The 12,280-nt window shown below is 41.9% G+C and carries 9 protein-coding genes and 1 pseudogene; 7 read left to right on the top strand and 3 right to left on the bottom strand.

Annotated features, from left to right (window positions below; translation table 11 throughout):
* Positions 1 to 59 precede the first annotated feature (59 nt).
* The 3 genes and pseudogenes from JMX75_RS05155 (at position 60) to pncB (ending at position 5,026) form a co-directional block, all read left to right on the top strand.
* Positions 60 to 974: an ATP-binding cassette domain-containing protein gene (locus JMX75_RS05155; RefSeq protein ID WP_201531306.1), complete on the top strand. Its 915-nt coding sequence runs from the start codon at positions 60 to 62 to the stop codon at positions 972 to 974.
* Positions 975 to 1,543: 569 nt separating this feature from the next.
* A pseudogene (msrAB, locus tag JMX75_RS05160) lies at positions 1,544 to 3,379 on the top strand (bifunctional peptide-methionine (S)-S-oxide reductase MsrA/peptide-methionine (R)-S-oxide reductase MsrB).
* Positions 3,380 to 3,784: 405 nt separating this feature from the next.
* A complete protein-coding gene (gene pncB / locus JMX75_RS05165; protein ID WP_149492704.1) occupies positions 3,785 to 5,026 on the top strand; it encodes a nicotinate phosphoribosyltransferase in 1,242 nt (413 codons plus the stop codon).
* A 39-nt stretch (positions 5,027 to 5,065) separates the two neighbouring features.
* Here the strand turns inward: pncB and xseB are convergent, their stop codons facing one another.
* The 3 genes from xseB to JMX75_RS05180 all read right to left on the bottom strand — a co-directional run bounded on the left by xseB (position 5,066) and on the right by JMX75_RS05180 (position 7,482).
* Entirely contained in the window at positions 5,066 to 5,311 is a 246-nt protein-coding gene (gene xseB, locus JMX75_RS05170) for an exodeoxyribonuclease VII small subunit (RefSeq protein WP_201531307.1), read from the bottom strand.
* 58 nt (positions 5,312 to 5,369) lie between these two features.
* Positions 5,370 to 6,914 carry an exodeoxyribonuclease VII large subunit gene (xseA, locus tag JMX75_RS05175; protein WP_133104177.1) on the bottom strand — a complete coding sequence of 515 codons (1,545 nt, stop codon included), beginning with the start codon at positions 6,912 to 6,914 and terminating at the stop codon, positions 5,370 to 5,372.
* Between the two features lie 199 nt (positions 6,915 to 7,113).
* A complete protein-coding gene (locus JMX75_RS05180) occupies positions 7,114 to 7,482 on the bottom strand; it encodes a hypothetical protein (RefSeq protein WP_011513429.1) in 369 nt (122 codons plus the stop codon).
* A 367-nt stretch (positions 7,483 to 7,849) separates the two neighbouring features.
* Here JMX75_RS05180 and JMX75_RS05185 point away from each other — a divergent pair, with 367 nt between their 5' ends.
* The 4 genes from JMX75_RS05185 to JMX75_RS05200 all read left to right on the top strand — a co-directional run bounded on the left by JMX75_RS05185 (position 7,850) and on the right by JMX75_RS05200 (position 12,192).
* Positions 7,850 to 8,509 carry an alpha/beta hydrolase gene (locus JMX75_RS05185; protein WP_201531308.1) on the top strand — a complete coding sequence of 220 codons (660 nt, stop codon included), beginning with the start codon at positions 7,850 to 7,852 and terminating at the stop codon, positions 8,507 to 8,509.
* 240 nt (positions 8,510 to 8,749) lie between these two features.
* Positions 8,750 to 9,856: a cell division protein ZapE gene (gene zapE / locus JMX75_RS05190; RefSeq protein ID WP_020443299.1), complete on the top strand. Its 1,107-nt coding sequence runs from the start codon at positions 8,750 to 8,752 to the stop codon at positions 9,854 to 9,856.
* Positions 9,857 to 10,038: 182 nt separating this feature from the next.
* On the top strand, positions 10,039 to 10,698 hold the full coding sequence (locus JMX75_RS05195) for a nitroreductase (RefSeq protein WP_201531309.1): 660 nt from the start codon (positions 10,039 to 10,041) through the stop codon (positions 10,696 to 10,698).
* 198 nt (positions 10,699 to 10,896) lie between these two features.
* Positions 10,897 to 12,192 carry an NAD(P)H-dependent glycerol-3-phosphate dehydrogenase gene (locus JMX75_RS05200; RefSeq protein ID WP_201531310.1) on the top strand — a complete coding sequence of 432 codons (1,296 nt, stop codon included), beginning with the start codon at positions 10,897 to 10,899 and terminating at the stop codon, positions 12,190 to 12,192.
* Positions 12,193 to 12,280 lie beyond the last annotated feature (88 nt).

Here is a 12,280-nt window from a genome sequence, read left to right on the forward strand (position 1 = left end):
ACTACATGAATCAATCTTAATAAATAACAACTCTAAAAATAAAAACAAAGAGAACGACAATGAATCATATTCAGCTAGAAAATATCAGTAAGATATATAACGCCAGTCACGCACAAGCAAAAATGGCATTGGCATTGCTGGCTGAGGGTATGGATAGTATTGCGGTAAAAGAGCAAACCGGCTATTCGGTCGGGCTTTATGATATTAATTTGGCGGTCAAAGCAGGCGAGCTGCATTGTATTATGGGGTTGTCAGGCTCCGGCAAGTCAACCTTGATACGTCATATCAATCGTCTGATTGATCCAACCAGTGGCAAGATATTGGTAAATACAGATATCAATGCTAAAAACTCTGTGACTAAAATAGTATCTAACTCAGTAGTTACAAATAAAGATGTCTTGCCAGTAGAGAAAGGAGAACCATCTTCTGCTATTAATATCTTAGCGCTCAATGATAAAGAGCTTCAGCACTATCGTCAGCAAACGGTCAGTATGGTGTTTCAGCATTTTGGTCTGGTACCTCATATGACCGTCATTCAAAACGTCGCCTATGGCTTGCGGGTGCGAAAACTGAGTCTCAAGGAGCGGCATGAGATAGCTCGGCACTGGCTGAATGAAGTTGGTCTATCCAATCTAGAGCGTAGCTATCCCGATGAGCTGTCAGGAGGCATGCAGCAACGCGTTGGGCTGGCACGTGCTTTGGCAATGGACAATCCTATATTGCTCATGGATGAAGCCTTTTCGGCGCTCGATCCTTTGATTCGCGCTCAACTACAGGATCAATTATTAGAGCTACAAGCACGATTGAATAAGACGATCGTGTTTATTACCCATGATATTGACGAAGCCATCAAGGTAGGTCAGCGTATTAGTATTTTGAATGGTGGACGTTTGGTGCAAACAGGCACATCAAGCGACTTACGTCATAATCCCACTGATGAGTATGTCGCTAGATTTATGGGTGCTAAGCAGTAGGTGTATATAGTCGATTCATTTTAAAAAAGATACAGTGCTATTGGCTATAATTTTTTCTTGCTTGCTGTTCGCAGGCGTGACAGAGGCTGCAAAAAATTTATAGCCAATAGCACGTTATTACAATCGTATCGCTTTTATTTTGAACTGACTATATAGCGACTTATGTTATCGTTATTATTTTCTAAAAGGTAGGTTTTTGCTAAAGTAATCTATCACTCTACTATTTCCATGCTGTTAAAAAAGTGTAGCAGCATCTCTTTTACTATTAAAAAAAACTCCATTATCAGTATATACTATTAAGATACTCTAATATGGAAGTCATACTTAAAGCATGTCATATCTTTATCTAAGCTAAAGCCACTACAGATACAGCATTAGGTTTCAACTCTAGCCTCACACTCTATTTATATTTTGTCTTATAGCTTTTACTAAGCCTGACTCACCCTTTTACAGTATGTTTATCGCTCCAAAACCTTTACTCATTTACTTTAACTAATAGCGCAAGAAGACCATAAGCTGCCCTACAGCATGTAGCTTATAGTCGTAAGACTTCGTCAAAAGGATATCTCATGCCACATAAGAAAAACCATCATGATGCGAATAATCATAACACTAATAGTCATGAAAATAAGAACGCTAATAATTCTGCGATAGCCTCACCGCAGGCTGCGTCACGTTGGTTAAAGAATATCAGTGCGTTTGGCGTCACGACGGTCTTGAGTGCAGGCATATTGGTAGCGTGTGGACAGATGAGTAGTGCAGAGAATAACGTCAGTAGTAGCACGAGCAAGCAAAATAGTGGCGTGAAAAGCTCACGTGATATGTTGCCATCTGATATGCTCAAAACAATGCAAGCATTACCGCAGTTGACTAAAGGTTTGGGTAAAAATGGCGCTGCTGTGATTGACCCTAATAAACCCACCTTGGTTAAGTTTTGGGCGAGCTGGTGCCCATTATGCTTAGGGACGCTAGCAGAAACTGAAGAATGGCGCACGGATCCTAAATTTTCTGGTTTAAATGTCGTCACTGTGGCAAGTCCCGGTCATCTGAATGAAAAAGCCGATGGCGAATTCAGCACTTGGTATGCTGGCGTGCAAGCCGATTACCCTAAGCTTCCTGTATTGATTGATGCCTCAGGTGAGCTGATTAATACGCTTGGCGTACAGGTTTATCCAAGCTGGGCAATACTCGATAAAAACGGTAATTTGGTGCATTTGGTCAAAGGTAATATGTCAGCAGAGCAAGCCTACGCCCTTGCTGAAAATGCGAATAATGATTTTGCTGAACTCAAAGCTGGTAGTGCTAAGCCTGCAAATGTCCAAACATTAGATAACAACAGTAAAATTGAGACTATTAAGCAAAAAGATGGCGTTTATTATAATGACAAAGGTAAGGCGATTAACACCCGCTCAATCTACCTAGCAGGTGGCTGTTTCTGGGGCGTAGAAGCCTATATGGAGCGAGTCGCTGGTGTCGTAGATGCTGTGTCAGGCTATGCCAATGGCGACACAGTCAACCCAAGCTATGAGCAAGTAATCCGTGGTTCAGGGCATGCCGAAGCAGTCAAAGTCACCTATGATGCTGATAAAACGGATCTGGATACGATTTTAAAGTATTATTTCCGCGTGGTTGATCCAACCAGTTTAAACAAGCAAGGTAATGATCGCGGCGTACAGTATCGTTCAGGGGTTTATTACACCGACAAAGCAGATAAAGCAGTAGTTGATGCTGCAATCAAGCGTGTGCAAAGTCAATATAAGCAAAAGATAGTCGTTGAAAACAAAATATTGGACAACTTTTACTTAGCTGAGATGTATCATCAAGATTATCTAGCGAAAAATCCGAATGGCTATTGTCATGTGGATTTAAGCCTTGCTGATGACAAGCCTGAAGACACGGCACGTACTAAGCTTTCACCAGTCACTACTGTCGCTGAGACGTTAGATCCTAAGCGTTATGCTGGGTTTGATAAAGGCGCGCTAAAAAACACTTTGACCAAAGCACAATATGATATCACTTAAGATGCAGGCACCGAGCGGGCGTTCAGTCATGAATATGATAACTTGTTTGCACCCGGTGTCTATGTCGATGTGGTCAGCGGTGAGCCTTTATTCTTATCAACCGATAAATATGCCTCAGGCTGTGGTTGGCCAAGTTTTACCAAGCCAATTGATAAGCAAGTGATTACGCAACATGACGATATGGCATTTAACATGGTACGTACTGAGATTCGTTCACGAGTAGCGGATTCGCATCTGGGTCATGTGTTCCCTGATGGTCCAAAAGACCGTGGCGGTCTGCGTTATTGCATCAATGGCGGTGCATTGCAATTTATCCCAGTTAATGTGATGCCTCAGTCAGGCTATGCGCCACTGGTGAAGTTGGTTAAACCTGCGAAATCTTAGTAAATAACATGGTTTAATAATTTTATAAAAAGACGTTAAGAATATTCTTAGCGTCTTTTTTATAGGTGATAGGCAGCTAATAATGTGATGAATACTGCTATGAATCGTAGTAATTTTGCTGCAATCCATAGTGAACTCTGAAAAATAATCTAAAGTTCGTTATACTCAAACGCTTATGATTGTTCTATCAGTAATATATATAGTCAAAATACTCTAGAAACGCTACGGTACTGCTGGTACAAATTTTTTGCAGCCTCTGTCTGCGTAGGCACAGCAAGCAAGAAAAATTGATATCAGCAGTACATAATGTGTCGATATTACTTTTCATTTACTATATCGTTATGTCCACCTATTTATCGCTTGCTTCGTTTAGCGATTTTTCATTTTTGTATTTAAGGCTGTAACATGACCGTTACCCATACTTCTACTACTTTTGAGCCTATTATTACCTCGTTACTTGATAACGACTTGTACAAATTTACTATGCTACAAGCCATGCTACATCAGTTTCCTCAAACCCATGGTGTCTACCGCTTTCGCTGCCGTAATAATAAAGATGCGGCTTATCCACTTGCTGATATTAAAGAGCAATTAGAGCAGCAACTAGACAGCTTATGTGAATTGCGATTTTTAGAAGATGAACTAGAATACTTACGTGGCTTACGCTTTATGCGTTCAGACTTCGTTGATTACTTGGAATTGTTTAAATTAAAACGTCGTTTTATCACGGTGACTACCGACGACAAAGGTCGTCTATTTATCGATATCGAAGGTCCGATGATTCAGGCGATGTTCTTCGAAGTATTCGTACTAGCCATTGTCAATGAGCTATATTTTAAAGTATTAACGGATGCAAGTGTGCTTGAAGAAGGGCAGCGCCGCTTAGAGAAGAAAGTGGAGTTGTTACATCGTTATGCTGCCGAACAAGCAGGCAATAGCCGTGATATTCCTCCTTTTATCGTTGCTGATTTTGGTACACGTAGACGGTTTAATAAAGACTGGCAAGCTCATGTGGTTGAGACTTTGCACAAAGCTGAGCCAAATATAGTGGGCGGCACGTCCAACGTTTATTTGGCAAAAAAGCTTGGCATGACGCCCATTGGTACCATGGCGCATGAGTTTATGCAGGCATTTCAGGCACTGGATGTGCGTTTGCGTGATTCGCAAAAAGCGGCGCTTGAAGCTTGGGTACACGAGTATCGCGGTGATTTGGGTATTGCGCTGACTGACGTCGTTGGCATGGATGCGTTCTTACGCGATTTTGACTTGTATTTTGCCAAGCTCTTTGATGGTTTGCGTCATGATAGCGGCGACCCGTATCTTTGGGGTGATAAGGCGATTGCTCATTATCAAAAGCTAAAAATAGATCCAAGAACCAAAGTGTTAACTTTTAGTGATGGCTTAGATCTGAATAAGGCGTGGGATTTGCATCAGTATTTTAAAGGTCAAATCAAAACCAGCTTTGGTATTGGCACCAATCTCACCAACGATATGGGCATCACGCCATTGAATATTGTTCTGAAATTGGTTGAATGCAACGGTCAGCCAGTGGCTAAACTGTCTGATAGTCCAGGCAAGACAATGATCAATAATGATACCTATCTTGCCTATCTGCGCCAAGTGTTTGAAGTTGACGAGCCTGAATAGCTTTCATTAAAAGCCATTTAGGCACGACAAAACGGCTGTTTAGCTCTCGCTTGCAACCGTTTTGTTTTCTTCAGAAAATGCGGCATCTAAAGCTTGTTGTACTGCGTTGATACGAGTCTCGCAAATGCGATAAGCGGCAATTGATTCTTCAACAGTGGTCATGAGATTATCAATATCAGGCTCATCTTGTTGCTGCAATTCAGCAGCATTGGTTTTTAAGATATCGTAGGCCGCCTTAAAAGTTTTTGGGGCGGCTTTTTTGCGTTTGCGAGTAGGGGTAGTCATAAGGTTTCCTAATATCTAAAGTAAAAGTAATAAATAATCGTGAAATATTATTATGGGGTTAAGTTGAAGCTTCTGTAAATTCTGTGGGCTTCTTATCCATTTTAATGTCAATGATTTGTGCTTTTGCTTTACCGTCTTTTAGGACGATATGAATGGTCTGCTCCGGGTAAAGTTGGTTGCTACTGGTCAGTATTCGTTGGTCCTGTTCATCAGTCAGCATGCTATAGCCTTGCTTAAGCACGCGAGACGGTCGATGCAAGAGTACAATATCACGCAGATGTGCGCTATCACGCTGCGCTTGTATTAACTGCTGCTGAGCACTTTGCATAATAATTTTCTGATGATTTTTACTATAAGTAGAGGCGAGTGAAAGTTGTTGATAAGCAGAGGCTTGAGTCTGTATATGCAGCTCGCTTGCTTGTCTGGCAGCTTGTTTCACTTGACGATGTGCACTTTGTTGGATACTACGCCACGCATAAACACTGTCTTTTTGTAGTGCCGTTAATTGACCAATGGTTTGCGATTGTATTTGGCTCAATTGGCGCGCAGTTTGTTGTTCAGCTGTATTTAATTGACGCTGCGCTGCTTGTTTGATTTGCATTTGATATTGCAGTGTCTGAGTGACCAGCTGTGCTAAATGCGCCATGATAGCCGCAATGACTTTTGATGGCGTATCAAAGCTAGTATGAGCCACTTCATCTAAGATAACTTTGTCACGCTCATGACCAATCCCAACCCAAACAGGGACAGGCTGCTCAGCGACTAAAGCAGCAAGCTCATAATCGTTAAGGTAAGCCAAATCACCAACAGCGCCGCCACCACGGATAATTACTAATAAATCTGGCAGGCGCTGATAAGTATTTTCAAATTGCTGCCGAGCACTGATGATTGCTTGACGAATCTCCGCTGGGGCATGATTACCTTGAAAAGTGGCGTTATGATAATGGAAATGACAAGCGCCTGTACTAGCGAGTCTATTGGCGTCCGCTTGAAAATCGCCTAGCCCTGCGGCTTTTTCAGGAGCGATGACCAACACATGCTCGATATCAAACGGAGTTGGCAACTGCTGATTCAGGTTTAATAATCCTTCACCTGCCAAGCGGTCAACCATCTCAGCATATTGACGCGCTAAATCGCCTAACGTATAGCTTGGGTCAATATCTTCAATGGTGAGAGAGAAGCCGTATTGCGCATGGAAACCTGCCGATACCTTTAATAAAACCGTCAAATCACGATCCAGTGGCATACCCGTTGCGCGCTCAAACTTGGCTAAAACCCGCGCCGCTTTAAAGCGCCAAAGGTTACCACGGCAGCTGGCAATGACTTTGCCGTCGTCATCTTTTTCTGCCAATTCAAAATAATAATGCCCACCTTTGCTAGATAAATTTCGTATCTCAGCTTTGACCCAAACACGGTGATTAAAAGTTTGCTTGATCACCATATCGACCGCTGATAAGTAATCACTAAGGCGCAGGACAGTATCTTCTAAGTTATTTTCTACACTGTTTTCTTGTTCTGCCAACTCTGCCTCCAAGGTCGCTAAATCTTTGGCAGGCGCTAATACTTTAGTGTGCTTGGTATTTGACAGGTTGGGTTTGCGCATAATAATAGACCAAAGATAGTGAGGGCTTAGAGACGGGTTAGGTGACGTAAAAGATAAGATAGGGTAGTTTAACCTAAAAGCCTCTACACAAAAAGCAAAGCCAACAAGCAGCGATTGATATTGTATCTTTATCGCAAGCTTATTGGCTCTAAGTTATCGCTAATACACTACATATATAACTGCAGCTTTATGACATGACTTACTGACAGCGGAAACTGATCATATACTCATAGTCATCATCACGTGATAAATTTGGTGAGCCTGTGCCAAGGATGGTACCGAGCACGGCACTCGCTTGACCAATCATGCGCCCTGTACTCTCATTTAAGATGCCATTATATTTCACTTGATCCTCAACGATAATCACTTGTTTGCCTCGGCAAGTAGTCTTAGCACTATCTAGTGCGTTTTGCTGAGCTTTTATCTTGGTCTTGGCAATACCAGTTGTTTCATAAATAGAGTTGGCACGTTGAATAACTGGCGATGAAGGCGTGGTTTGACAGGCACTCAAAGTGAGGGCAGCGACTAAGGTGGCTGCTAAGGTAGCCGTTTTATTAAAAGTCTTCATAAGGGTTTCCTAATTCCGGTAAAGTAAAAATGAAAGCATGAACCTAAAAGTGACACACAAATACGTTAAAGCTTTTATCAAACGATGAATTTACCCTATTGATATATTGAGTGTCTAGACGGTTATTGTGTTCGATATTGCGCTTGTATTACCTACCGAAATAGACAGCTATAAAGGTGCGCTAAGTTTGCCCAAAAGTCATAAGTAATGTCTGTCTGAAGCAATATCTGTCTGCTATATTTTTTTGACAATTTTCTATGATTAATAGTAAAAATTCGACAGATAGCGGCAATACACAGCAAATCACTTGAAATATAAACCATATCTAGGATAATTGAGCTATTCATTCTTAACTAATAAGTATTATATGCAATTGATTCCCGCTCCTGCTGGCGTGTTAGAAGTTGACGCGCTTTGGCAACAAGACAATTCTAATGATCCAAATACGGATACCGTTGCGCTGCTTTGCCATCCCAATCCGTTGTTCGATGGCACGATGAATAATAAAGTGGTGACGACCATGTACCGCTTTGCTCGTGATAATGGTATGCACGTAGTACGTTTTAACTTTCGTGGTGTTGGACAATCGACCGGTGAGCATGATTATGCTGATGGGGAAGTAGTTGATGCAATGACCGTGCTACAATGGATTGCTGAGCAAACTCCGGCACGAAAATTATGGCTTGGTGGTTTTTCATTCGGCGGTTATGTGACAGCGCGTGTGGCTGAGCAAGTGCTAGTGTCGCCGCACATATGGGGACTGGGTGATTTTGAGATATCTAAGATTGCTCTCATTGCTCCCTCAGTCGAAAAAAATGACAGCAGTGATATAGACTTACCCGCTGATAAAACCTTTGAGATTTATGGTAATGCGGATGAGGTTATCAACCCAAGCAATATGCAAGATTTTGCTGAGCGCTTGGGGATTGATGTCAGTATCGTTGATGGCGCAGGACACTTTTTCCATGGGCGTTTGTCTGAGCTGAAAAAGCTTTTGGAGCAGCATACGTATAACGGCGATATATAGTATTTAGAGAGCGCTTAATACTCTTTAAGCTACCTAAAATAGCTTTGCGCTAATCAGTATTGTTAAGAGTTAACGGATTATTTTTACAACCTTAAGCTGTGTTAACCTAAAGAATGGTTGTGATAAGCCATTCTGATAAACCAGTTGCTACTATCTCAGTGTAAAAATCATAAGTTAGTAGCGATTGTCGGTATTAATACTTTATTCTGATATTTATTTTGTTTAATGATGAGTCGTATTATGAGTTTATCTCCCTTACAGCGTTATGAGCAAGCCATCAGCACGGATGAGTTTACTCGTGATGAGCAGCAGTATTTGGCGATGAGTTACTTGGATGGTCTTTACCATCAGCTCAATGATAACGCGGTACAGAAAAAAGGCTTTTTTAGTTTTTTAAAAGCAAAGCCTGTTGCACCCAAAGGTTTGTATATGTGGGGCGGGGTAGGACGTGGTAAAACATGGATGATGGACATGTTTTATGATTCATTGACCATTGAGCGCAAGATGCGTCAACATTTTCATCATTTTATGCAGCGGGTACATCAAGAGCTACATAAGCTGCAAGGCGAGAGCGACCCGTTAGAAAAAGTCGCTGATATCATCTATGCTGAAGCGGTGATTATCTGTTTTGATGAGTTTTTTGTCTCTAACGTCTCTGATGCGATGATTTTGGGTGATTTGTTCACCATGCTATTTAATCGCGGTATTACATTGGTAGCGACATCAAATATTGAGCCATCTGGACTCTATAAAGATGGCTTGCATCGAGATCGCTTTATGCCAGCTATTGCCGAAGTTGAGAAGCATACCAGCGTTATGAATATCGACTCCGGTATTGATTATCGCTTGCGTGTGCTGCAACAAGCCGAGCTATACGAGTCGCCCATGACCAAAGCCAATCATCACTGGCTCGCCAACCGTTTTGCTAGCTTGTCTAACAATCAAAAATTCAGCAATGAGCCTATCACTGTTAATGGTCGTGAAATCAGGATTAATGCGCGTACCGATGACATCTTATTCTGCGACTTCCGTCATTTATGCATGGAGCCGCGGTCGGCATCTGATTTTATTGAAATCGCTAAGCAGTTCAGCACCGTACTTATCAATGCAGTGCCAGCGCTCGATGATGATTTGCGGGATCCCACACGACGTTTTATTTATTTAGTCGATGAGTTTTATGATCGCCGTGTCAAATTATTGGTGCGCGCGCAACAGCCGATTCTTGAATTATATCAAGGACAAAAACTGGCGTTCGAGATTGAACGTACACGTTCGCGCCTGCTTGAGATGCAGTCAGAAGACTATCTGAAAATGGAGCATCGTACTGAAGATTCGGACGCAGCATAGATTTTATTCAATGCTTTAAATATTAAAAACCAGTTGTTGTCCAATACTGTTGGCTACTCTATAACAATATAGCAGCAGCTGGTTTGTTTCTACTTATATCCCATAAAACTATAATAATATTACCTATAATGGGCAAATGTGCCTAACCGCTAAACACTTATAATAATGAATAAGGATAGACCATGAGTACCTCTGAAAAGAGTCACAACCATAATAATGATGAGCCAAACAATACCGAAAGTCCGATAGTAACCAACTCACAAGTGACCGATGAACAACTGATCAATTGGATTAAATCGAGGCGCAGTATCGGTAATCTGAGTATCCCTGCACCGACAGAGAGCCAGATAAAAGCCGCTATTGATTGTGCAGTGACTGCCCCAGATCATAAGAAACTACAGCCGTGGCGCTTTATCGTCACACAGGGTAATGCTCGTCATGAGCTAGGTCGTGCATTTTTGGTGGCAGCTGAAGCCAAAGCAGCACAAGAAGGCGATACCCTATCTGAAAAAGATCGGCAAAAAACTTATAATATGCCATTACGTGCACCCGTTATTATTACTGTCGTCACACAAATGCAAGCGCATAAAAAAGTACCACCCTTTGAACAGATGCTTAGTGCGGGTGCGGCGGTTCAAAACCTCATCTTAGCGCTAAAGGCACAAGGTTTTAGTACGGTGTGGCGTACTGGGTTACTCTGTAATGAGCCTGCTGTTAAAGCATATTTTGATGTAAGTGCAGATGATTATGTCACGGCTTTTGTTTATACCGGCAGCAGCCCTTGTGATATGCCAACGCGTAAGCCGATTGATATTGAACCACTGATGCGCTTTGATCAATAAAAGTCTTTATTGCATAATATAGTGGGCAACCAAGAGCATAGCTAAGTAATGACTTAACGAGAATGGCTGTTTGGCTGAGCTAGTAGCCTAAAAAATACTGTTAATTTGTACAAATAATTGTTCATACATTTTGCTGCGCTCACTGTATACTCAGCATAAATCAATTTATCACAAAGTCAGTCAATTCGGATAAAACATATGATAAGCGCTAATGACAAAAGCACAGATACCAACGTAGACAGCACACAAGCTGAGCAAAAAATGGCTGAAAAACAAAATAAATTGTTGTCTGGTATCATTGAGCGTGCTACCAAATCTAGTCTTGGACGTAAAAAGTTAAATCCAAGTGTGGTAGAATCTGCCGTAGCAAAAAAAATGGAAGAGATACATAAAAATCCGACCAAGCTGCGTTTAGTGGTATTAGGCGGCGGTAGCTTTGGCACCGCCATGGCAAACTTAGCGGCACGCAATGGCTGCGATACCACGCTGTGGGTGCGTAACAAGCGTACGGTCAAAGCGATGGCAAAATCGCAAATGAATAAAAAATACCTGCCAGGCTATAAGCTTGATGACCGCCTAAAATACAGTCATGAGCTGCAAGCCGCAGTCAAAGATACGGATATTATCTTCATTGCCGTACCGGGATTGGCGTTTCGCGAAACGCTTAAAAGTATCGCCCCTTTTATTAGTGGGCAGTCTATTGTTTCTTTGACCAAAGGGATGGAAAAAGACACTTTTTCCCTGATGAGTGACATCATCAAAGACGAGCTACCTGAAGTAAATTTTGGCGTGATGTCTGGTCCAAATCTTGCTATAGAAATCATGAAAAATATGCCATCTGCTACGGTAATCGCTAGTGAATCTGAACCATTACGTCATGCCGTACAAGCGGCATTACATAGTGCATTCTTTAGAGTATTTGCTAGTGATGATATCCGCGGTGTTGAGCTTGGCGGCGCGCTAAAAAATATTTATGCCATTGCTATGGGTATGGCAGCTGCTTACGAGGTTGGTGAAAATACCAAAGCCATGATATTGACCCGTGGCTTAGCGGAAATGAGTCGCTTTGGTGTACATGCCGGTGCCAATCCGCTGACCTTTTTAGGGCTATCAGGTGTCGGGGATTTGTATGCCACTTGTAGCTCGGAGTTAAGTCGTAATTATCGTATCGGTAATATGCTTGGTCGCGGGATGACGATTGATGCAGCGGTCAAAAAATTGGGACAAACTGCTGAAGGGGTGAATACCATTCAGCAAGTACATGAAAAAGCCACTAAAGAAGGCATTTATATGCCTATTACTCATGCGTTATATGCCGTCATTTATGAAGACAAAGCGGCGCTTGGTGTTGCCCTGCATTTGATGGAAGCAGGCTTTCGTAGTGATGTTGAATTTGTCATGGAGCACGACCACAGTAATGCTTCGCTGACCGCGCAAATGCAAACTGCAAACAGTCAATCAAAAGAGGATAAAAGTAAGCAGGGTAATAAATAGTAAGAAGTTGTTAGCGCAATAGCAATAGCGTGTCATTAAAAGAGAGTTACTTATAATTTGCACTGGCGATATAACAACAATAAAAAAG

This window comes from Psychrobacter sp. LFX-11D (genome assembly GCF_904846475.1).
GTDB lineage: Bacteria > Pseudomonadota > Gammaproteobacteria > Pseudomonadales > Moraxellaceae > Psychrobacter > Psychrobacter cryohalolentis.

What these genes read in the sequence shown, in the direction of transcription:
- JMX75_RS05155 (WP_201531306.1), top strand. Translation starts at nt 60, where the DNA reads ATGAATCATATTCAGCTAGAAAATATCAGTAAGATATATAACGCCAGT.
- JMX75_RS05185 (WP_201531308.1), top strand. Translation starts at nt 7,850, where the DNA reads ATGCAATTGATTCCCGCTCCTGCTGGCGTGTTAGAAGTTGACGCGCTT.
- JMX75_RS05180 (WP_011513429.1), bottom strand. Translation starts at nt 7,482, where the DNA reads ATGAAGACTTTTAATAAAACGGCTACCTTAGCAGCCACCTTAGTCGCT.
- xseA (WP_133104177.1), bottom strand. Translation starts at nt 6,914, where the DNA reads ATGCGCAAACCCAACCTGTCAAATACCAAGCACACTAAAGTATTAGCG.
- xseB (WP_201531307.1), bottom strand. Translation starts at nt 5,311, where the DNA reads ATGACTACCCCTACTCGCAAACGCAAAAAAGCCGCCCCAAAAACTTTT.
- zapE (WP_020443299.1), top strand. Translation starts at nt 8,750, where the DNA reads ATGAGTTTATCTCCCTTACAGCGTTATGAGCAAGCCATCAGCACGGAT.
- pncB (WP_149492704.1), top strand. Translation starts at nt 3,785, where the DNA reads ATGACCGTTACCCATACTTCTACTACTTTTGAGCCTATTATTACCTCG.
- JMX75_RS05195 (WP_201531309.1), top strand. Translation starts at nt 10,039, where the DNA reads ATGAGTACCTCTGAAAAGAGTCACAACCATAATAATGATGAGCCAAAC.
- JMX75_RS05200 (WP_201531310.1), top strand. Translation starts at nt 10,897, where the DNA reads ATGATAAGCGCTAATGACAAAAGCACAGATACCAACGTAGACAGCACA.